Genomic DNA, 20,593 nt, shown 5'->3' on the forward strand with positions numbered 1-20,593 from the left:
CTTAATATAACTTTAAGTAAAACAGATTTTATTTCTTCTAATGCAACTTTTCATATTACAAAAGACAATTAAAATACTAAAAAAAAACCTCGACTTAAAAAAAAATCGAGGTTTTTCCATTTTACGAACCTTACTCCTCACTCAAATAAGGATTCAAAATCTCCGCCAATTCATTGACCCAATACTAATTGTCTTCAAAATTTGTTAGTCCAATTTGGAGGGTTTCGTGTTGTTGTATTACAATTTTTAACCTATTCTAAAAATTAATGCCTCATTTTGGTTTACAGCAATTTTGTAAGCTTCTTTAATATTTTCAAAATATTCTATAACAAAAGCTCTCTGACTAGGTCTTGTATGTGGGTGATTCTCTTTTTCACCTGCTTCCCAAAATTCAACAAATTTTTCATTTGTTATTATATCCAATATCGTTTCTTTATTTTCTTTGACTTCTTCAGAACTTGAATAACCGATATAGCTATCATCAGAAGAAAATGAATCATTGCCTTGCATAATCTTTCCTACTTTTTCACTCCCAAGTCCTGAAAACTTATTTAATATTTCTAGCAAATCAATTGCATAATAACTTAAATCTGCTGTTTCTTTTAAGGACTCTAATTCCGAAAATTCATTAGCTATTTGATTTTTTAACTCCTCGTCTGAAAGTTTGTACAATGAACCTGTTAATGCCATAAATCTTTTTAATTAATAATTTTTACTAAAAGTTACTAGAATATCTCAAAAGCAAATATAATATTTACAATAACGATATTGACTATCAATTCCGAATTAGGCTTGTTTTCGATTCCTGCTCATGAGCGAAATCCTTAACCATATAATTTCTAATTGTAAATTGCAATAAAAAACCTCGACTTTAAAGATCGAGGTTTTACATTTCTAACTTCTACTCCTCACTCAAATAAGGATTCAAAATCTCCGCCAATTCATTGACCCAATAATAATTGTCTTCAAAATTTGTTAGTCCAATTTGGAGGGTTTCGTGTTGTCGCATTACGCCGAGAGCTAAAATGCAGTTTACTTGTCTTAAAATTTTAGCCATATCTTCGGGATCGATAATATGGTTAAAAAAATCAATTAGCCTTGTTTCGGCTTCTTTGGAAAGGGTGTTGTTTTTCATAAAGTGAAGAATTTAAGAAAAACCCTCGTGCCTTAGCAGTCTTACGCTTCTTCACGGCGTCAAAGTCCTTTCGGAGCTTTACTACATAGCACAAGGGCAAATTTTGATGCGTTCTTAATGTGAAGATTTAAGAACTACAAATATAGGAAAAATCTTTGTTTTATATTCTTTTTCCTACAACTACTTTATGTTCTTTAACAAATATACTAAATCTATATTTTGGGATGTATTTATCGCATTTTTGTCAATTAGAGGAACATTTGACTACTCTTTAATATATCAATATTGGAAAGGAATTTTATATATTTTTGAATTAACATAATTCTAAACAACTTCAATCTAAATGATAGAAAATATTGCAATTCCAGAAATTCTAAAAAAGGAAATTGGTAATGATGAAATCTTATTTTTTGTAAAAGCAAAAAAAGAACAACCCATCAAACATTGTATCTCAGTTATGGGTTTTGGTCTTTTTTGGATGTCATTTATATCCCTGCTATTTTCTGTATTTGATAATTCTTCTTCATACACATTCATTATATTTTACTCTTTCTTCATTTTACCAGGATTACTATGCTTTATACTTGGTTTTCTCGGATTATTTAAATCCGGAGGTTATTTTATTGGAACTCACAATAGAATGGTATGCTATACATGGGGAAAAGTAGATTCGCATTTATGGACAAACTTTAGTTCAAAAATTATCTCTTTTGGAAGCAAAGACCACGGCAATTTAGTATTTGAACTAAAGACAGGAGTTGAGATTGTTCGTAAAAACAAAACAATATTTTCGCCAACGAAAATAAATATTGGAGATATTATTTATGCATCTGAAATTGAACAATATTGCAGAGAAAGAATTATGGAAAACTCCATGAAGTAAAGCATCAACCTCAATTGTATTTCAGAAAGTCCAAGCGGGGTGAAATATTTATTTAAAAAAAATGCAAGACCAAAAATTGATCTTGCATTTTTACAAAGTGATAAATCTAAAAAAAAAAAAAAATCTTTTTTAGACTCTCTGACGCTCGTGTATTCCTTCTTTAATTTCTTCCACCATTTTTTTATTAAAAGCGGGCAAATCATTCGGGTTTCGGCTGGTTACTAATCCGTGGTCTACGACAACTTCTGAGTCTTCCCATTGCGCTCCGGCATTTATCAAATCGTTTTTAACAGAGAAAAACGAAGTTACTTTTCGACCGTCTAAAACATCAGCATCTACCAGAATTTGCGGTCCGTGACAAATGGCGGCTACTGGTTTTTTACTTTCAAAAAACGAACGTACAAAATCTACTGCAGCTTCTTCTCTTCTTAATAAATCAGGATTTATAACTCCCCCTGGCAGAACCAAAGCATCGTAATCGGCTTCATTGGCCTGATCCAATACAACATCAACATTATATTCGGTGCTCCAATTTCCGTCTTTCCAAGATTTGATCGTTCCAGATTTCAAACTAACGATATCGGCATTCCAACCTTGCTCTTCCAGATAGGCTTTTGGAGATGCTAATTCTGATTCTTCAAAACCGTTTGTGGCTAATATGGCTATATTCTTTTTCATAATTTCTAATTTTTAAAATGTTATTAATTTTGATTTACCTAAAATTAGTTATTTCAAAAAGTCAGCGAAAACAGATGATGTTAAAGCTTTCTTTAATAAAAGTTAATTAATTGAATTACAATTTTTTATTAAAAATAAAACTGAAATTATATAAGATTGTCGTCAATTTGGTTTACTATTTTATACGAGCAATTTATTTCAAAACAAACTCATTTTCTTTCAGCTTTTTCAAAACTGCAGCGATAATTTTAGAACGACATTCAGAATTTTTGATTGTAGAAGATGTTTTTACCCAATAACGAATATTAAGCTGAATAACGCCCGCAGCGGCGACATCTGTAATTACAGCAGCGTTTTCGTGATCTTTTTCGGTTACATCTTCACTACTTCCCAAAACTTCTTTTACGAGTTCGATGGCACGTGTATAATCAGAACCATATTCTAGTCCGACCGTGAAAGTCTGAAGCAGAAATCCTTCACTATTATAGTTAATTAGTGTATTTTTTATAAGAAGTGCGTTTGGAATATAAATGATTTTAGAATCGCTTTTTACTTCGGTATCACGAAGATTGAGGTTAATTACTTCGCCTTTTACACCATTACTTTCAATAAAATCGCCAATATTAAAAGGACGTTTAAAAGCCAATAGAATTCCGGCACGAAAATTTTCTCCAATATCTTTAAGGGCAAAACCAATAACAAAGGCAGAGATTCCGGCTCCGGCAAGCATACTTTGCGCAATTCCGTCGAGGCCAATAATCCGGAACATCAACAGAATTCCAATAATAATTAAAACCGATTTAATTAGGCGGGCAATAAAGGTTGCCAAAAGACGGTCGTGCATTCTAACTTTAAGTCGGTTTCCTGCAAAAATTCCAACCCGTGACGCTATGAACCAGGAAACGAGAACAACCAAAACGGCAAGAATAAATTTGGGAGTAAGATCGACTATACTGTAATAATAACTTTCTAAATGTTTAAAAACGTCTTGCAAAAAATTTTCCATAATAACCGGCATAAAAAGTAAAAACTTTAAAATTAAGATTAAGAAAACGAAAGCATTTACAGGATTCTAATGGAATATTATAAAATCTGACTTTCAAATTATAATTCATTAGAAATCAATACAATTAAACTTTTTATAGTGTTTTTATAACTTTTAAGGGATATTCAATCTGGTATTTAAAGATAATTTTACTACGATCGTAAATTAAAATAGTATTTAAAATAATTATTATGGAGACACTACAAAAAGTTATTGAATTACTATCCAAACAATATAATTCACGCATTTCTATTTTGGGCAACAGTTTAGATGGTAGATTTAATTCTATACTGGACACGAAAACTGGTGCAATGTTTTCTGTATCTAATGAATATTTCTATGTATTTAAGGATTCAAATGACAATTTTTGGTCTACTACACCCAAATCTTTTATTTATAACGAAAAGAAATATTATCCAAAAGTAGGTGAAGAATATACTCGGAAAGACGGAATAAAATATTCTTTTACCACCAAAGAAACTGTTCTTGAAAAAGCTGTTTCTTATTTTGAAAAATTTATAGGTGAGCATTACGGAATTAAAGTTGTCCATCGAAAACTCTTCTTTTATGAAGATGTCAATACAAACAAATTCAAGTTGACTCTACAGCAATTTAAAGCAAAAAGATACGACAGAATTAATGCTTATATCTCTTTTAATTAAAATGTACTGATAATCTATTACCAGAAAAAGAAACTAAAGAAAAGTGATTGAAACGAATAACCTACGTTTCGCTTTTTTTAGTGATTACCCAACTGTACGCATTCTTAGAATGCAGCATCTTAAAATTTTGATTTGGTTTTAAAATGCAAATTACAATTTACTTAAAAGGACAGCGCTTAATTTAATCGCTGTCTTTTTTATTTTGTATTTTTTTTGAGATCAATTAGTTACCAAAACATTCCTAAATTATCATCTCTTCTATTTTAAAAAAAACTTATTTTAATATAAATAAAACTTTTAGTGGCTTAACAAATAAAATGCGAATTTTTATTTTACTATTTCAAAGACAAATTAAATACCACTTCTTATGCCATTACAACATAAAATAGTAGAATTAATGTCCAAAAAATACAATACCAATATTACTGTTATGGGCAATTATGAGAGTAGCAACTATACTTCTATTCTAGACAATGACAATGGGACAATCTTAGTTGTTTCCAATAGCGATCAATTCTCTTTCAAAGATCAGGATCGTAATTTATGGCTGACTGTTGTAGAATCATTTCATGCAGATGGTAAACAACATTTCCCTAAAATAGGCGAATCATATACTGTAAACAATGGAGTAAAATATAATTTTACCACAAAAGAAGCAATTGTAGATATGGCTGTTAAATATTTTGACAAGCATCGTCACAATAATGCTTAATCTTCTATCGGTTTAAATTCATCATCCTAACGGTACTCAAAAAGTGCCGTTTTTTTTCGCATTATTTCCTACAAAATAAGATTAAAACTTATTTCCTTTTCTATATATTTGTCTCCAAACCTATTAAACTTTTAACCTATGATTATTGTTATAATACTTGTTGTTTTTATATTCTTTGGAGTCTTGATTTATAATTCTCTTATCGGAAAAAGAAATCAGGTAACCAATGCTTTTTCTGCTATTGATGTGATGTTGAAAAAACGTTTCGATTTGATTCCGAATCTGGTAGAAGTCGTAAAACAATACACCAATTACGAACAAAGTACTTTAACTAAAATTGTAGAACTTCGTGCAAAAGCCACTTCTGGCTCTTTGACAGATGCCGAAAAAGCAAGTTTAGATACCGAATTAAGCACAACAGTAAAAGGTCTTATGGTCACTGTTGAAAATTATCCTGATTTGAAAGCCAACACTAATTTCCTGAATTTACAATCGACTTGGACAGAAAGTGAAGAACAAATCGCGGCAGCCAGAAGAACTTACAATTCAGCAGTGACTGATTATAATAACGCAATCATGATGTTTCCTGGAAATATGTTTGCCGGAATGCTGAATTATTCTAAAATTGATGTTTTGGAAACACCTGCAGAAGAGCGTAAAAATATAAGTGCAAAAGAGCTTTTTAATAATTAATGGATTCAGAAATCAATAGTAATCAAGCCTTGCAAGAGGTTTTGAACACACTGGAAATTGACCGAAAAAAAATAGCAGAAACCTATCAAACCTGTTACATATTATTTGGACTGGCTGTTGTAATTTTAGTTATTGGTTTTCTTATTCAGTTTCCAACTTTATCTGTTTTTGGTGCTTTGGTTCCGGCTATTATTGGTATTGTAATGTATTACAAAATAGATGAAGAAGCCAAAAAATATAAACTTACTTATAAAACAAACGTTGTTGCATCGGCTTTAAAAAAAGTGAATGAGACTTTAATGATTACGCCACAAAGCGGATTATCACATTCTGAATTTGTGAACTCTGAACTTTTTACAACCCGACCAGATCGTTATAAGACTCAGGATTTAATAAGCGGAACAGCTGATAAAACTTCTTTCTGGTTTGCCGAAGTTCACGCCGAATACAAAACCGAAAGACAAACAAAAAACGGAACCCGTACCGAATGGCATACCATTTTTGAGGGAATTATTTTTGTTGCCGATTTCAATAAAAACTTTAATGTTTCGACGGTTGTACGTCCAAAAGGATTTGGCGCTGCTATTGGATCTTGGTTTTCTAAAAACGTTTTTAGTTTTGGAAACACCGAAGTGATCCAATTAGAAAACCCGGAGTTTGACAATATTTTTGTTACCTATTCCAAAAACCAAATTGAGGCCCGCTACATTTTGACGCCTGCTATGATGGAAAGAATTCTGGATTTAAACAAAAAATCTGACGAGAAGATTTCGCTCTCTTTCATAAATTCTAAAATGTATATTGCTTTTCCATTATCTCATAATTATTTTGAACCACCTATTCATTCCACTCTTTTAGACCCAGATTTACTTACCAATGACATTTCGATTGTGCAGTTTATGCATAATATTGTGCAGGAACTGGATTTGAATACTAGAATTTGGGGTAAGGAATAGCAAAAAATAGAATTTCCTAATCTTTATTCTAATACTTAATTCAGAGAATACGACAATGGAAGAAGTTTGAAAAATTAAAGAATCATATATGATCGATGATTTTTTAGTAATCAAAACAATTACAAAGATAAAGGAACTGGCAAAGGAGAAAGACTTTCCTATACAGTCGAAGGAACAACAGCAAGCAACAACTTCTGTTACAAAAAATAAAAATCGAGACTTCTAGTTACTTCTATGTGTACATACTTATTGTTTTTTATAAAAATGGAAAGAATACCGATCTAATGGAAATAAAATAGTTTACTCAAAAAAAAACTAATTTTACACGCAACCATCTGACAATTAACTCATCTATTTAATAAAACCAATAGAAAATGAGCAAAATTTTAACCTTAAGTATTATTACATTCTTATTTTTTGCCTGTTCTAGCGAAAATGCTGAAACGGAAACTCAAGTAATTTTTTCTACAGAAAATTCAACCAAAGTTAATTTAGCTATAGGAATCAAGAAAGATGCAGATTTACGTGAAGTATTTAATACGCTGAATGAACTAAAATTTGACATTCTACAAATGAATGGCTTTTTCTTTCACTCCAATACTCCTAAAAGTGGTATTGAAAATTTGATCAATACCTTAAATGAAAAACCTTATATCAAAACCGGTGCTTGGGCTGCTACACCCCACTCCGTTTTTTATATGGAGTCAATAAACAAAACGCATATCGGAAATGTTTTGTTCAACATGGACGTTAACAATCAAAATGACTTTCTTGAATTAATTTCGTCACTAAAATGGGAAGACGGATCAATTGGAACTAAAAATATTTATTTAGGTGTGCCTATAGGAAGTCACACGTACTGGAAAACTGAAATGAAAAAGTATTCTTTTGTTACATTCACCGAAACTTTTGATCAGGTTTGTCTATCTTATCGAAATGCTTCTGTGATTTCGGCAGAAGTCCCTGCACGTGGTCAGGTAAATCAAACCATTCCAATTAAAATCAAATTTAATGTTGATAATGGCTGTGGTAGTTTTAGTTCTATCTCTGAAACAAATTTAGGAAACACCAAAACGATTACCATAAAAGCAAAATACGAAGGATGTTTTTGTACCATGAATATTCCAACAATTGAAACTACCTATAATTTTACTGCTAGAACAGCCGGTAATTATACACTTAAATTTTCAAAAGGAGATGGAAGTTATGTGATTTATGTGATAAATATTAATTAGTAAAAATTTAGATTTTATTTATCGTAAATCTTTTTTGATCACCAAATATTTCAAATTGGTAGTTCCAGCATTGCTTATCCCGTGTTCGGCATTTGGCGGGCAGTACAAACTTGTATTTGGTCCAACCACAACCGTTTTTCCGTCTAAGAAAAAAGAAGCGGAACCTTCGAGAATATAAAAGAATTCTTCTTCAGGATGATGATGTGGCGCGTGTGTCGATTTTCCGGGTTCGACAATACTCATTTTTAAAGTGTTTTCATGAGTGAAATTTTTATCACCAAACCAATATTGATAACCTACTTTGGTTTTCGTGGCTTTGTCTAATTCAAAATGATTGACACAATTTTCGATTGTGTATTGTGGTGGTGCGGTTTCTTTTTTGGTTTCCTGAGCGAAAGCTATTTGTTGGAACAATAAAACAGTAAATGTGGTTTTGATGGTAGTTAGTGCGTTCATTTTTTTTATTGTAATGTTACGAAAAAAACAAATACAGATTGTTGTGTTGATGTTTTTCATCATTTATGGAAAAGAAAATTCAATAAAAGTCCCATAGGGACGAAATATTTATAGAATAAATAATCCCTATTTAAAAGAGCTCCAGCGGAGCGAAATATTATAGAATTTTACAAAAAAATTAATTATATCGCTCCGCTGGAGCTTTTTTCTCTTCTGGTAATCCGAAAGATCTATAAATATTTCATTCCTCTGGAATTTTACCAAAAATAATTCTTCATGTTAAACTTTGTCAAAGTTTGAAACTTTGACAAGTTCTTCTGAAAAAAGATACTTTCTCGCCTAGCCCTGATCGAAACGGCATCCTTTTGTGTTGGGGTTCAACACAAAAGATACAGTGAAGAGCGGGACAAAACGTCCTTAAAAACGAAAAATGTGGTGCTTCAAAAAAATATTTTAAAAATTAAATCTCAATTAAATCAAGGCTTCACAAGTATTTTTAGAATTGCTTATTGTACGATAAGAAAATATTATGATAAAAATATTTTGTAATTCGAAAATCCGCCATACATTTGCCTAACAGTGTTAAACGATTTAATACTCGAATACAATGGCTAGCAAAGATCGAATTTTAAGACAAAAAGAAGAGACAAGAAATAATATTCTTGGCGCTGCTTATGATATCGTAAAAGAAGAAGGCTGGAATGGTTTGAGTATGCGTAAAATTGCCGACAGAATCGAATATACTGCTCCTATTATTTATGAATATTTCTCAAATAAAGAAGCAATTTTAGAAGAACTGACTGGCAAAGGTTTCGTCAAACTGACTAAAGAATTGCAAACCGCAATAGATAAGTTTGAAAAACCCGAAGATCAATTAGAAGCCATGTGGATGACTTACTGGGACTTCGCTTTTACTAATACTGAAATGTATCAGCTGATGTTTGGTGTTCAAATGACGTGCTGTGCACAACGATGTTCGGCTCAAGAGGGACCTTACAAATTATTTACTCAAGTGATTGCTGACGTAATGAAAGACAGCAACCCGAGTCAAGATATTATAAAACAAAAGTACTTCACTTTCTTTTCTGTTATTCATGGTTTAATCGCCATCAATATCATTAATAAAAGTGACATTTTAGAAACAATTAATGCCCAAATTTTGAAGGATGCCATTGGTGGTATCATCAAATCAATACAATAATATTTTTTTCAATTTTTACTTAACGGTGTAAAATGATTTAATCGGATAATATAAAATCCTTTTTTTTATAACCTTCACTTAACACTGTTAGAAAATTTAATCGAGGTAATAAAACTCTTTTTTTAGACTTTTACTTAACAACGTTAGATAATTTAATACCGATTTAAGAATACAGTTGAAAATGATTAAAGTATGGAAGTTTGTGCACTTTTACTTAACAATGTTAGATAATTTAATTCAATTAAATATGAATCCCGAGAATTCTAGAATTCCAACAATTTTTACCCGAGAAAATGTTCAACCAATTAAAACCAAAATGAAAATGAAAAATGTAATTATAACCAGTTTTATTCTGGCATTAGTTTTAAGCAGTTGTGCCGATAAAAATCAGGCTCCTACTGCTCCACCTCCACCGGTTTTACCAGTGTTGGCTATTACAAGTGCAAACACCATCACTGACTCCGAATATCCTGCTTCTATACAAGGAACTGTAGACGTTGAAATTCGTCCACAAGTAAGCGGAAACCTTGACAGAATTTTTGTTGACGAAGGTGCTTACGTAAACAAAGGACAAACATTATTTAAAATTAATGAGCGTCCGTTTCGCGAACAATTAAATAATGCTTTGGCAAGTCTTCATGCAGCTGAAGCGGCTTTAATCAACGCTAACTTAGAAGTTGATAAACTGACTCCACTTGTTCAAAATAAAGTAGTTTCTGACTATCAATTAAAAACAGCTAAAGCAACTCAAAAAATTGCTGCTGCCAATATCGAGCAGGCAAAAGCAATGGTGGGTTCTGCTAAAATTAATTTAGGATATACCAATGTTACAGCTCCAGTAAGTGGTTACATTGGAAGATTACCTAAAAAACAAGGAAGTTTAGTTTCTGCTTCTGATGTTGAAGCTCTTACTACTCTATCTGATGTTCACGAAGTATTTGCTTATTTCTCTTTAGGTGAAACAGATTTCATCCACTTTAAAGAACAATACGCTGGAAGTTCATTAGGCGATAAAATTAAAAAATTACCTCCTGTTACTTTGATTTTAGCTGATAACAATGCGTATCCAAAAACAGGAAAAATCGATATGGTTGACGGTCAGTTTGATAAAACTACTGGAGCTATCACGATTAGAGCAACTTTCCCAAATGCTAACGGAATTTTACGTTCTGGAAACACAGGAAGAATTCGTTTAGGATTAAACCACGACGATGCGATTTTGGTTCCGCAAGCGGCAACTGTTGAAATGCAGGACAAAGTATTTGTTTTCACAGTTGGAAAAGACAATAAAGTAACTAAAATGCCAATTACCGTTGTAGGGAAAAGCGGTACGAATTATTTAATTAAAGACGGCGTAAAATCTGGTGATCAAATCGTGTTAAGCGGTATTGACAAATTGCAGGACGGACAAGCGATTCAGCCTGAAAAATCAACTAAAGTTGCCGAAGTAACTAACAAAAAATAATCAAAAGAAATAATGTTCAAAATATTTATACAAAGACCAGTACTGGCAACTGTAATTTCCATCTTATTGGTGATTCTGGGTGTGCTTGGTTTAACTAAACTGCCTTTACAACAGTTTCCTGATATTGCGCCTCCATCGGTTTTGGTAACGGCGGTATATCCTGGAGCTAACGCAGAAACGGTTTTACGTTCTGTGGCACCTTCTCTAGAAGAGTCTATAAATGGTGTAGAAAACATGACTTACATGAGTTCTACTGCGAGTAACGATGGTAGTTTGGCGATTACTGTTTTCTTTAAACTAGGAACAGATGCCGATCAAGCTGCAGTAAACGTACAAAACAGAGTTGCGCAAGCGACAAGTCAATTGCCAGCAGAGGTTGTACAACAAGGTATTATCACGGCGAAACAGCAAAACAGTTTCATCATGGCAATTGGTATGTACACGGAGGATGAAGCTAAATACGATCAGACTTTTGTGGCCAACTATGCGCAGATTAATATTATTCCGGAATTAAAACGTATTCCCGGAGTTGGTTCTGCTAGTATTTTTGGTGGTGTAAAAGATTACTCTATGCGTGTTTGGTTGAATCCAACACAAATGTCAACTTACAAAGTAACGCCAAATGAAGTGATGGCAGCGATTCAGGACAAAAGTTTGGAAGCTGCACCAGGTAAATTTGGAGAAAGAAGTAAAGAGGTTTTTGAATATGTAATTAAATACAAAGGGAAACTTACTAAACCAGAAGATTATCAAAACATTGCGATTCGTTCTAATCCTGATGGATCTGTTCTTCGCTTAAAAGACGTAGCAAGAGTGGAACTGGGTGCTTACTCTTACAACAGTTTAACGCGTTTAAATGGAAAAAAAGGGATTGTAATTGGGGTTATTCAGTTAGCTGGATCTAACTCAAATGATATTCAGATTGCGATTAATAAAATGATGGAAAAAGCTTCTAAAGATTTTCCAACAGGCATTAAACACAATATATTCTATAGTACAAAAGTATCTTTAGACCAATCAATCGAACAGGTTGAACATACCTTACTGGAAGCTTTTATTTTGGTTTTCGTTGTGGTATTTATCTTCCTGCAAGATTTTAGATCAACATTAATTCCGGCTATTGCTGTACCTGTAGCAATTTTAGGAACGTTCTTCTTCATGCAGTTATTCGGATTCTCGATCAACCTTCTAACGCTTTTCGCATTAATTCTGGCGATTGGTATTGTGGTAGATGACGCGATTGTAGTCGTCGAGGCCGTGCATGCGAAAATGGAGCACAAACATCTGTCTCCAAAAATCGCCACGCATGAAGCAATGCACGAAATAACGGGTGCTATTATCTCGATTACGCTGGTAATGGCTGCTGTATTCCTGCCGGTTGGTTTTATGGAAGGCTCAACAGGAGTTTTCTATCGTCAGTTTGCCTTTACGATGGCAATTGCAATTGTAATTTCGGCTGTTAATGCCTTGACTTTAAGTCCTGCTCTTGCTGCATTATTTTTGAAAGACAATCATGGAGCTAAAGATGCAAATGCGCCTTATGAGAAAAAAGGATTTAAAGAAAAATTCTTTACCGCTTTTAACAGCAGTTTTGAATCGTTGACAAATCGTTATGTTGGCGGATTGAAATTCTTAATCAGAAAAAAATGGTTGAGTTTAGGTGGATTAGCTGCTATTACTGCTGCAACTATTTTATTAGTAAAAACTACTCCTGCCGGATTTATTCCAACAGAAGATCAAGGATTTATTGCGATTGCAGTTAACACGCCATCGGGAACTTCGCTTGACGGAACTCAAAAAGTAATGACTGAGGCTGAAAATACTTTAAGAGGTTTAGATGCTTCACGATTTGTAACAGCGATTTCAGGATTCAACTTATTGACGAATTCTACAAGTCCATCTTCTGCGGTTGTTTTCGTATTGCTGAAACCAAACGAAGAACGTGGAGAAGTTAAAGACATTGACGAAATCATGAATCAGGTTCGTGGTAAACTAGGCTCTATTTCAGGCGGAAGTTTCTTCGTATTCAGTTTCCCAACGGTTCCTGGATTTAGTAACGTTGAAGCTTTAGATTTGGTTCTTCAGGATAAAACGGGAGGAAAACTGGATAAGTTCAGTGGTATTTCTCAAAATTTCATTGGCGAATTAATGAAACGTCCAGAAATTGCGGTTGCCTTTACCTCTTTCAAAGCCGATTATCCTCAATTACAATTGGATATCAACGACGAAAAAGCGAATCAGTTAGGTGTAAATGTTAAAGACATTTTACAGACTATGCAGGCTTATTTTGGTAGTGCGCAGGCATCAGACTTCAACCGATTTGGTAAATATTATCGTGTGGTTGTTCAGGCTGATATTGCCGACAGAGCAGATCCAACAGCAATTGACCGTGTATTCGTAAAAAATAAAACAGGCGAAATGGTGCCGATAAATACTTTAGTAAAACTAACTCGTATTTATGGTTCAGAAACCGCTTCTCGATATAATTTGTTTAACTCAATTTCTATTAATGCGATTCCGAAACCTGGATTTAGTTCTGGAGATGCCATTAAAGCGATTGAAGAAGTAGCAAAACAACAATTGCCTGCAGGTTACGGGTTTGAATTCTCGGGCCAAACGCGTGAAGAGATTTCTTCTGGAGGGCAGTCGGCTACAATTTTCTTACTGTGTTTGATATTCATTTATTTCCTACTTGCTGCACAGTATGAGAGTTATATCCTTCCTCTAGCGGTTATTTTATCAATTCCTGCAGGTATTTTTGGAGTATTTGTGGCAATTGGTTTAACTGGAATCGAAAACAACATTTATGTACAAGTTGCACTTGTCATGCTGATTGGACTGCTCGCTAAAAATGCCATTTTGATTGTGGAATTTGCGGTGCAAAAACGAAAATCAGGTATGGCATTAGTAAAAGCTTCTATAGATGCTGCAAAATTACGTCTAAGACCAATTATCATGACCTCTCTAGCCTTTATTGTTGGTTTAGTACCAATGATGAGCGCCAAAGGACCATCGGCTCAAGGAAATCACTCAATCAGTATTGGAGCTGCGGGCGGAATGATTTCGGGAGTAATTTTAGGATTATTCATTATTCCGGTTTTATTCATCGTGTTCCAATATTTACAAGAAAAATTCAGCGGCAAACCAATCGCTGTCATTCATAACGAAGAAAAATAAAATATGGAAAACTATATAACGACAATTCTTGTTGCCATACTATTTGGCATCGGATATATATCATACAGAATCTCGAAAGATCTTGAAACCAAAAAAGATATTTGTACAGAGATATAATTTGTTGGTGAAATAAAAAAAATATTTAAACACATAGAAACATAGAATTTTAGCTTTAAAAAAGAGAATAAAAGAAACTAGTTTCCACACATAGCTATGTTTGTTAATATCAGTGAAACGCCTTTTACACTCTACAAAAACTATGTTCCTATGTGTTAAAAAAATCAAAACCAACGGATAAAGAAATCTAATAAAAAGACAATGAAAAATTATATAACCAAAATCGTGACCTTCGCCATTCTGATCACGACCATAATATCCTGTAAAGTATCTAAGGATATTGAAACTCCAAAAGATGCATTTCCTGAAAATTTCAGGAATGCATCGGTTTCGAGTGATACAACCAGTATTGCCGATGTGGAGTGGAAAAACTTCTACACTGAAAAAGATATTATCAAACTAATAGACAGCGCTGTAGCGAGAAACAATGATTTGCTTATAGCAGAAAAAAACATCGAAATCGCACAATACAGATTTACGCAGTCCAAATGGGGAAATGTTCCTCAAGTGAACTTAGTTGTAAATGCAAGTACAAGTAATCCTTCTGATAATAGTTTTACTGGAATGAACTTAGGTCAAGCATTAGGACAAAAACATATTGACGATTATTCTGCCGGAGCTTCACTTTCTTGGGAAGCTGATATTTGGGGAAAGATTAGAAACCAAAAGAAAGGGGCTTACGCAGGATATCTTCAATCTGAAGAAGTAAAAAAAGCATTACAGACAACAATTGTGGCCAATGTTTCTAGAGGATATTACAATCTTTTGATGTTGGATGCGCAATTGGATATTGCCAGACAAAATCTACGTTTAAATGATAGTACAACGAATATTATCAAATTAAAATACGATGCTGGTCAGGTAACTAATTTGGCAATACAACAATCTGAAGCACAGAAATTAAACTCGGCACAATTGATTCCGTTATTGGAACAAAATATTGCGATTCAAGAAAATGCATTGAGTGTTTTGACAGGTTCATTTCCAAACTCAAAACAAAGAACCATTCTTTTAAATTCAATTGAAATTAAAAGCAATCCAGCGATTGGAATTCCGTCTTCATTAGTAAGCAGAAGACCTGATGTAAAAAGCGCTGAATTAGCGCTTAAAGCAGCAAACGCCAATGTCGGTATCACAAAAGCGGATTTATACCCAGCTCTTAGAATTACGGCTCAAGGCGGTTTGAACTCTTTCGAAACGAGCAGCTGGTTCAATATTCCAGCTTCTCTATTCGGAACTGTTGCAGGAGGTTTAACACAACCTATTCTGAACAACAAAAGAGTGAGAACACAATATAATATCGCTGTCGCGGAAAGAGAAAAAGCGGTTTTAGCTTTCAGACAATCGGTTTTGGTTGCTGTAAGTGAAGTTTCTGATGCTTTGGTAAAAGTGGAGAAACTACAACAGCAAGAAACTTTCTTAAAAGAAAAAGTAAAAACATTACAGCAAGCAATCAAAAACTCAAACTTGTTATTCAAAAATGGATTAGCAGAATATCTTGAAGTTTTAACTGCTCAAGCCAATCTTTTACAAAGCGAATTAGAATTAGCAGATCTTAAAAGACAACAACTTACAGCCAATACAGATTTGTACCGCGCTCTAGGCGGAGGCTGGAAATAATACCCGTACCCGTTAATTATTTATTTTTTGAGATGAAAACGCTGTGAGACTTACGTTTCATGGCGTTTTTTTATTTGCCACGAATTTCACTAATTTTCGCTAATTTCTTTTTATTCGCAACACTATAAAATAATTCGCGAAAATTAGTGAAATTCGTGGCTGTAAAAACTTTGTGTCCTAGCGCCTTCGTGGCAAAACTTAATCAATTAAACAAATTAAAACTAATGAAGAAAATAGCATGCTTTGCGCTTTTAGCTGTATTATTTACAAATTGCAAAAAAGACAATTCAGAACAAAAATTAGAACCTGTAAAAACTCCAGCTGTTACTGATACTGTTTCCGCAATTAAAGAAGATACAAAAAAAGAGAGTCCAGAAACTAAAGAAGATTGCAAAGATATCGTAATAGAAATGGGAGATGGTAGAGAATGTATTTTGACTAATATAGATCTTGATAAAGCTTACCAAAATATTATAAAAAACAAACAAGTTGAAGAATCAGAGTATTTTTTAAGTGCTCTTCCAACAGAAAAAAAATCTGTTGAAGTAAATAAAAATGGATTAATCTCGATTGATTATGAAATCACTAAAAACAAAGTTGCTATTTCAATGAACTATGAAGGTGGTGTAACAGAAGTGACTCTTGAAAAAATAGATAATACAGTCAAAAGAAGCATTTATCACTATGCTGATTAATGCGTAATTTTTAGTTGCCACGAAGGCGCTAAGAAGCAAAGCTTTTTTAAGACCGCCACGAATTTCACTAATTCTCCCTAATTTCTTTTTTTATTCTACAAGATATATAAAAATAATTGGCGGAAATTCGTGAAATTCGTAGCAAGAAAACTTTACGTCCCAGTAAAAATAAAACTTTGTGTCTTAGCGCCTTCGTGGCAAAACTTCAAAACAAATGACTTTCAATAAAGAAACATATCTCAACAACTTAAAACAAACCATTGAAAGTTATTATCCTATCTCTGAAAACTCATGGAAACTGATTGAAAACATTACCAGTTTTCAAACACTTAAAAAAGGAGAAACACTTTTACAAAATGGAGAAATTGCTAAAAATCTTCATTATATAGCAAAAGGGGTTTTACGCGCTTTTATAACAGACGAACAAGGAAATTTCTACAACAAAAACCTTTTCCTTGACAATTATCTTGCGGGTTCTAAAGTTTCATTGATGCTTCAAACGCCTTCCAATTTTACGATTGAAGCTTTAGAAGATTCTATTGTAATCAACATCAATTATAAAAAATATATTGAGGCAATTAATGAAAATGATGATCTCAAAAACTTCTACATCGCGCATTTAGAAAGACATTGGATTATCGAAAAAGAACAAAGAGAAGTCGCACTAGTTATGCAGAATGCAACTGAAAGATATGTAACACTTTTAGAAAAACATCCAGATATTGCGGATCGTGTTCCGTTGCTTCATATTGCCTCGCATTTAGGAATTACACCAACACAGCTAAGTCGAATCAGAAAAAGTCTCGAAAAAGATTTGTAAATCAACATATGTAAAGGTTTTTCAGGAAAGCTAGTTTTATCTTTGCTGCACATTTTAATTCGAGTTTCAGAAAATGAAAAATATAAACCTCATCAAAGACAATATTGATAACCTTACAGCGCTTTGGAAAACGGTTGCCACTCCTCTCCTTTCTTACCATAAAAACGATCCTTTTCAATTCAGCCAAATAAAAAACTCAGGTTGGCCAAACCGATTATGGTTCCGTGAAGATATTTCAGAAGAAAATCTGCCTCAGATTCTTGAAATCATAGACCAAAATCCAGGTCTAATTATTCCGTATTGGGATATTTTTGGAAGTAATTCAAAAGAAATTTTCGAGAAAAACGGATTTCAAATTCGAGTTCAACTCGTAGCCATGGCTTTAAAACTAGGCGAAAAATTTCCAGTTGAAAGCAATCTTACTTTTAAAAGAGTTTTAAATGAAGAAGATGCTAAAACTTGGTCAGATATTTATCCGTTGTCATTTAGTTATGTAATTAGTAAAGAAACATTGGTTCATAATTATGAAAATGTCAAATTTTATCTCGTTCATTTAGAGGATAAACCAATAGGAACACTTACTCTTTTTCAAACCGAAAGTATTATGGGAATTCATGGTGTTGGCGTAATTCCTGAAATGCGTAAAAGAGGTTTTGCCGAAGAAATCATGAAATTTGCCATCAACGAAGCTATTGATGCTAATTGTGATTATGCACAATTGCAAGCTTCGGCTTTAGGAAAAGGTATTTATACTAGATTGGGTTTTGAGGATTTGTTTTTGATTACGAATTACTTTTTAAATTCCAATATTTAAAAAATCCAAATTCCAATTTGCCTACTTTGAGGTTAACTTTGCATTGAATGATTTCTCGCAGATTTCGCAGATCGTGCCCATTTATTTCTCGCAAAGACGCAAAGTCACAAAGAAAAACTTAAAAAAACTTTGCGCCTCCGCGACTTTGCGAGAGCTTTCTAAAAAAACTTTATAAAAATAATTTCCCGCAGATTTCGCAGATCGTGGCCGCAAAGTCACAAAGAAAAGCTTAAAAAACTTTGCGCCTCCGCGACTTTGCGAGAGTTTTTCCAATCTAAAATCTAAAGTCTAAACTCAAATTCTGTCCAAAATGCCCCTAAAATAGTCGTAAATGTGTATTTCATTAAAAGGAAAACATTATTAGATTTGTAATACATTAACTAATAACCTTTTAAAACAAATACCCAATGAAAACAACAAAAATCCTATTCTGGACTACTACTATCCTTATTTTTTTATTTGAAGGCGTTATGCCAGCTTTAACTTCTCAGTCTGAATTGGCTAAAGAAGGAATCAGACATCTTGGTTATCCTGAGTATTTTGGAAACGCTTTGGTTGTCTTTAAAATCCTTGGAGTTTTAGCTTTAATTATTCCACAAGTGCCTGGACGCATTAAAGAATGGGCTTATGCCGGATTTGCTTTCGATTTTATCTTTGCTTCGATAAGTCATTTTGCAGTAGACGGAATAGATTTTCAAGGTTTCTTTCCTTTGATTGTTCTTGCAGTTTTAATTATTTCGTATGTAACCTATCATAAAATACAGCGTTATAAAAATATAGCGCTCTAAAAAACAAAACTTTATGATTGAAGTTTTTAAAACAAATGTTCAGGAAGAATGGCAATGTAAAATGATCATTGAAACTCTTCTTGAACATTTTCCAAACAGTTCGATCAACTTCGATTTAGAAGATTGCGATAAAATCCTTCGTATTCATGCACCATCCATTTCGAATACAAAAATTATTGATGTTTTAAATTTTCATGGTTATTCCTGCGAAGTACTACCTTAAAAATTAACAACTTTCAAATTACTGATATTTAGTATTTTATTATTTTTTTATCGTATATTTGAAATACTATCATTCCCCTAATTCTATAAATTTAATTTCACAAAATGTACTGTGGATTTTTTGCCAAAAATCTCCGCTTTACCTCTATTGTTGTATCTAATCTCTAAAATAAAAAAAGATGAAAAGTGCTGTACAAAATACTATTTTAGAAACTTATGGTAAACTGAATGATATTATTTCTGATTTTTCTAAAGAAGAAATCAATATAATTCCATTTGAAGGAAGCTGGACAGGAGGACAAACTGTGCAACATATCATACTCGCCTGTTCTGGAATTCCAATGCTTTTTGCAGGAAATACAGAAAAAACTACACGCAAACCCGACGAATACGTTAAACAACTCGACGCAATATTTTTAGATTATACTACCAAATACCAATCTCCAGAAAATATAAAACCTGCTGCAATTGATTATGAAAAAAGTACTTTGACTGCTTCTGTAAAGAAAATACAAAATGATTTATTTGAAGCCGCCGAAACCTACGATTTAACACTGACTTGTCTTGATGCCAAAATACCTGGTTTAGAAAACCTTACTATTTATGAATGGCTTCATTTTGCAATTGTGCATACACAAAGACATACTCAACAGTTAAAATCGATTTTTGAAAATATCAGGAAAAAATAAAATCAATTAATGCAAAACCTTTTTTATGAGATCAAAAGTTAAAACCATTGTTTCGTCTGGTTTAGTCGCAGGAACATTAGACATTACGGCTGCAATTTTAATTTATTCTGTGATTCTTCATAAAACTACTGCCGAAAACATTTTACGCTCTATAGCTAGCGGAATTTTCAAAAAAGAAGCTTACACCAACGGACTGGAAATGACGTTTCTAGGACTAGGTTTACATTTTTTAATTGCCTTTATTTTCGCTTGGTTTTACTTTAAAATCTTTCCTTATTTTCCGTTCTTTAAAATAAATACCTTTTTATCGGGAATCACTTATGGATTTTTCATTTGGGTTGTAATGAATCTCATTGTGCTTCCAATTGTTTTTCCTGTTTTACCAGAAAAGAATCTTGACTTTCCTCTTTTACTTTCTATCCTAATTGTAATTTGCTGCGTCGGAATTCCAATCGCTTTTATCACTAGGAAATATTATGCGAAATGGTATTGAAAAAAAGGTTCAAAGGAACAAAGGGACAGAGTGACAA

At 33.0% G+C, this 20,593-nt stretch carries 22 protein-coding genes; 17 read left to right on the top strand and 5 right to left on the bottom strand.

Translation table 11 applies throughout. The annotated features are described in order from the left end of the window. Positions 1 to 246 precede the first annotated feature (246 nt). Together VGE71_RS16315 and VGE71_RS16320 are read right to left on the bottom strand one after the other, a co-directional pair. The gene (locus VGE71_RS16315; protein ID WP_331139262.1) at positions 247 to 690 is read right to left on the bottom strand and encodes a DUF1877 family protein; all 444 of its coding nucleotides are present in this window, start codon (positions 688 to 690) and stop codon (positions 247 to 249) included. 211 nt (positions 691 to 901) lie between these two features. After that, positions 902 to 1,135, bottom strand: coding sequence for a hypothetical protein (locus tag VGE71_RS16320; protein WP_331139263.1), 234 nt, complete (start codon positions 1,133 to 1,135; stop codon positions 902 to 904). 343 nt (positions 1,136 to 1,478) lie between these two features. Here VGE71_RS16320 and VGE71_RS16325 point away from each other — a divergent pair, with 343 nt between their 5' ends. Continuing rightward, positions 1,479 to 2,018 (top strand): hypothetical protein, encoded by a 540-nt coding sequence (locus tag VGE71_RS16325; protein WP_331139264.1) that lies wholly within the window; start codon positions 1,479 to 1,481, stop codon positions 2,016 to 2,018. Between the two features lie 129 nt (positions 2,019 to 2,147). Here VGE71_RS16325 and VGE71_RS16330 read toward each other — a convergent pair whose 3' ends face one another. Both VGE71_RS16330 and VGE71_RS16335 read right to left on the bottom strand, forming a co-directional pair. Continuing rightward, the gene (locus VGE71_RS16330) at positions 2,148 to 2,696 is read right to left on the bottom strand and encodes a type 1 glutamine amidotransferase domain-containing protein (RefSeq protein ID WP_331139265.1); all 549 of its coding nucleotides are present in this window, start codon (positions 2,694 to 2,696) and stop codon (positions 2,148 to 2,150) included. A gap of 193 nt (positions 2,697 to 2,889) precedes the next feature. Beyond that, positions 2,890 to 3,702, bottom strand: coding sequence for a mechanosensitive ion channel family protein (locus VGE71_RS16335; RefSeq protein WP_331139266.1), 813 nt, complete (start codon positions 3,700 to 3,702; stop codon positions 2,890 to 2,892). Between the two features lie 230 nt (positions 3,703 to 3,932). Here VGE71_RS16335 and VGE71_RS16340 point away from each other — a divergent pair, with 230 nt between their 5' ends. From VGE71_RS16340 to VGE71_RS16360, 5 genes are all read left to right on the top strand, one after another. Then, on the top strand, positions 3,933 to 4,403 hold the full coding sequence (locus VGE71_RS16340; RefSeq protein WP_331139267.1) for a hypothetical protein: 471 nt from the start codon (positions 3,933 to 3,935) through the stop codon (positions 4,401 to 4,403). A gap of 367 nt (positions 4,404 to 4,770) precedes the next feature. Beyond that, positions 4,771 to 5,115 carry a hypothetical protein gene (locus VGE71_RS16345; protein ID WP_331139268.1) on the top strand — a complete coding sequence of 115 codons (345 nt, stop codon included), beginning with the start codon at positions 4,771 to 4,773 and terminating at the stop codon, positions 5,113 to 5,115. Between the two features lie 138 nt (positions 5,116 to 5,253). Next, a complete protein-coding gene (locus tag VGE71_RS16350) occupies positions 5,254 to 5,808 on the top strand; it encodes a LemA family protein (protein ID WP_331139269.1) in 555 nt (184 codons plus the stop codon). Next, the gene (locus VGE71_RS16355; RefSeq protein ID WP_331139270.1) at positions 5,808 to 6,764 is read left to right on the top strand and encodes a DUF3137 domain-containing protein; all 957 of its coding nucleotides are present in this window, start codon (positions 5,808 to 5,810) and stop codon (positions 6,762 to 6,764) included. The genes VGE71_RS16350 and VGE71_RS16355 overlap by 1 nt, the downstream gene beginning before the upstream one ends. Before the next feature lie 374 nt (positions 6,765 to 7,138). Continuing rightward, positions 7,139 to 7,999, top strand: a complete 861-nt coding sequence (locus VGE71_RS16360; RefSeq protein WP_331139271.1) for a hypothetical protein — start codon at positions 7,139 to 7,141, stop codon at positions 7,997 to 7,999. Between the two features lie 18 nt (positions 8,000 to 8,017). Here the strand turns inward: VGE71_RS16360 and VGE71_RS16365 are convergent, their stop codons facing one another. Beyond that, complete coding sequence (locus tag VGE71_RS16365; RefSeq protein WP_331139272.1) at positions 8,018 to 8,455, bottom strand: cupin domain-containing protein; 438 nt, start codon at positions 8,453 to 8,455, stop codon at positions 8,018 to 8,020. Positions 8,456 to 9,062: 607 nt separating this feature from the next. Between VGE71_RS16365 and VGE71_RS16370 the strand changes: the two genes are divergently transcribed. The 11 genes from VGE71_RS16370 (at position 9,063) to VGE71_RS16420 (ending at position 20,556) form a co-directional block, all read left to right on the top strand. Continuing rightward, positions 9,063 to 9,656: a TetR/AcrR family transcriptional regulator gene (locus tag VGE71_RS16370; RefSeq protein WP_331139273.1), complete on the top strand. Its 594-nt coding sequence runs from the start codon at positions 9,063 to 9,065 to the stop codon at positions 9,654 to 9,656. Positions 9,657 to 9,903: 247 nt separating this feature from the next. Continuing rightward, a complete protein-coding gene (locus tag VGE71_RS16375; protein ID WP_331139282.1) occupies positions 9,904 to 11,121 on the top strand; it encodes an efflux RND transporter periplasmic adaptor subunit in 1,218 nt (405 codons plus the stop codon). Positions 11,122 to 11,133: 12 nt separating this feature from the next. Further along, the gene (locus tag VGE71_RS16380; protein WP_331139274.1) at positions 11,134 to 14,298 is read left to right on the top strand and encodes an efflux RND transporter permease subunit; all 3,165 of its coding nucleotides are present in this window, start codon (positions 11,134 to 11,136) and stop codon (positions 14,296 to 14,298) included. Positions 14,299 to 14,616: 318 nt separating this feature from the next. Next, the gene (locus VGE71_RS16385; RefSeq protein ID WP_331139275.1) at positions 14,617 to 16,035 is read left to right on the top strand and encodes a TolC family protein; all 1,419 of its coding nucleotides are present in this window, start codon (positions 14,617 to 14,619) and stop codon (positions 16,033 to 16,035) included. A 224-nt stretch (positions 16,036 to 16,259) separates the two neighbouring features. After that, entirely contained in the window at positions 16,260 to 16,730 is a 471-nt protein-coding gene (locus tag VGE71_RS16390) for a hypothetical protein (RefSeq protein ID WP_331139276.1), read from the top strand. Positions 16,731 to 16,944: 214 nt separating this feature from the next. Next, positions 16,945 to 17,550: a Crp/Fnr family transcriptional regulator gene (locus VGE71_RS16395; protein ID WP_331139277.1), complete on the top strand. Its 606-nt coding sequence runs from the start codon at positions 16,945 to 16,947 to the stop codon at positions 17,548 to 17,550. A 73-nt stretch (positions 17,551 to 17,623) separates the two neighbouring features. Further along, positions 17,624 to 18,364 (top strand): GNAT family N-acetyltransferase, encoded by a 741-nt coding sequence (locus VGE71_RS16400; RefSeq protein WP_331139278.1) that lies wholly within the window; start codon positions 17,624 to 17,626, stop codon positions 18,362 to 18,364. 407 nt (positions 18,365 to 18,771) lie between these two features. Beyond that, positions 18,772 to 19,152, top strand: a complete 381-nt coding sequence (locus VGE71_RS16405) for a DoxX family protein (RefSeq protein WP_331139279.1) — start codon at positions 18,772 to 18,774, stop codon at positions 19,150 to 19,152. Between the two features lie 13 nt (positions 19,153 to 19,165). Continuing rightward, positions 19,166 to 19,375 carry a hypothetical protein gene (locus VGE71_RS16410; RefSeq protein ID WP_144219388.1) on the top strand — a complete coding sequence of 70 codons (210 nt, stop codon included), beginning with the start codon at positions 19,166 to 19,168 and terminating at the stop codon, positions 19,373 to 19,375. 178 nt (positions 19,376 to 19,553) lie between these two features. Next, complete coding sequence (locus VGE71_RS16415) at positions 19,554 to 20,063, top strand: DinB family protein (RefSeq protein WP_331139280.1); 510 nt, start codon at positions 19,554 to 19,556, stop codon at positions 20,061 to 20,063. Positions 20,064 to 20,088: 25 nt separating this feature from the next. Then, the gene (locus tag VGE71_RS16420) at positions 20,089 to 20,556 is read left to right on the top strand and encodes a DUF1440 domain-containing protein (RefSeq protein WP_331139281.1); all 468 of its coding nucleotides are present in this window, start codon (positions 20,089 to 20,091) and stop codon (positions 20,554 to 20,556) included. The last annotated feature ends 37 nt before the right edge of the window (positions 20,557 to 20,593 follow it).

This window comes from Flavobacterium sp., assembly GCF_036405015.1.
Taxonomy (GTDB): domain Bacteria; phylum Bacteroidota; class Bacteroidia; order Flavobacteriales; family Flavobacteriaceae; genus Flavobacterium.

Excerpts from the sequence above, each read along its gene's own strand:
- VGE71_RS16315 (WP_331139262.1), bottom strand. The coding sequence starts at position 690 with ATGGCATTAACAGGTTCATTGTACAAACTTTCAGACGAGGAGTTAAAA.
- VGE71_RS16345 (WP_331139268.1), top strand. The coding sequence starts at position 4,771 with ATGCCATTACAACATAAAATAGTAGAATTAATGTCCAAAAAATACAAT.
- VGE71_RS16405 (WP_331139279.1), top strand. The coding sequence starts at position 18,772 with ATGAAAACAACAAAAATCCTATTCTGGACTACTACTATCCTTATTTTT.
- VGE71_RS16370 (WP_331139273.1), top strand. The coding sequence starts at position 9,063 with ATGGCTAGCAAAGATCGAATTTTAAGACAAAAAGAAGAGACAAGAAAT.
- VGE71_RS16400 (WP_331139278.1), top strand. The coding sequence starts at position 17,624 with ATGAAAAATATAAACCTCATCAAAGACAATATTGATAACCTTACAGCG.
- VGE71_RS16335 (WP_331139266.1), bottom strand. The coding sequence starts at position 3,702 with ATGGAAAATTTTTTGCAAGACGTTTTTAAACATTTAGAAAGTTATTAT.
- VGE71_RS16325 (WP_331139264.1), top strand. The coding sequence starts at position 1,479 with ATGATAGAAAATATTGCAATTCCAGAAATTCTAAAAAAGGAAATTGGT.
- VGE71_RS16420 (WP_331139281.1), top strand. The coding sequence starts at position 20,089 with ATGAGATCAAAAGTTAAAACCATTGTTTCGTCTGGTTTAGTCGCAGGA.
- VGE71_RS16385 (WP_331139275.1), top strand. The coding sequence starts at position 14,617 with ATGAAAAATTATATAACCAAAATCGTGACCTTCGCCATTCTGATCACG.
- VGE71_RS16410 (WP_144219388.1), top strand. The coding sequence starts at position 19,166 with ATGATTGAAGTTTTTAAAACAAATGTTCAGGAAGAATGGCAATGTAAA.
- VGE71_RS16330 (WP_331139265.1), bottom strand. The coding sequence starts at position 2,696 with ATGAAAAAGAATATAGCCATATTAGCCACAAACGGTTTTGAAGAATCA.
- VGE71_RS16415 (WP_331139280.1), top strand. The coding sequence starts at position 19,554 with ATGAAAAGTGCTGTACAAAATACTATTTTAGAAACTTATGGTAAACTG.
- VGE71_RS16350 (WP_331139269.1), top strand. The coding sequence starts at position 5,254 with ATGATTATTGTTATAATACTTGTTGTTTTTATATTCTTTGGAGTCTTG.
- VGE71_RS16375 (WP_331139282.1), top strand. The coding sequence starts at position 9,904 with ATGAATCCCGAGAATTCTAGAATTCCAACAATTTTTACCCGAGAAAAT.
- VGE71_RS16355 (WP_331139270.1), top strand. The coding sequence starts at position 5,808 with ATGGATTCAGAAATCAATAGTAATCAAGCCTTGCAAGAGGTTTTGAAC.
- VGE71_RS16390 (WP_331139276.1), top strand. The coding sequence starts at position 16,260 with ATGAAGAAAATAGCATGCTTTGCGCTTTTAGCTGTATTATTTACAAAT.
- VGE71_RS16380 (WP_331139274.1), top strand. The coding sequence starts at position 11,134 with ATGTTCAAAATATTTATACAAAGACCAGTACTGGCAACTGTAATTTCC.
- VGE71_RS16395 (WP_331139277.1), top strand. The coding sequence starts at position 16,945 with ATGACTTTCAATAAAGAAACATATCTCAACAACTTAAAACAAACCATT.
- VGE71_RS16340 (WP_331139267.1), top strand. The coding sequence starts at position 3,933 with ATGGAGACACTACAAAAAGTTATTGAATTACTATCCAAACAATATAAT.
- VGE71_RS16320 (WP_331139263.1), bottom strand. The coding sequence starts at position 1,135 with ATGAAAAACAACACCCTTTCCAAAGAAGCCGAAACAAGGCTAATTGAT.
- VGE71_RS16365 (WP_331139272.1), bottom strand. The coding sequence starts at position 8,455 with ATGAACGCACTAACTACCATCAAAACCACATTTACTGTTTTATTGTTC.
- VGE71_RS16360 (WP_331139271.1), top strand. The coding sequence starts at position 7,139 with ATGAGCAAAATTTTAACCTTAAGTATTATTACATTCTTATTTTTTGCC.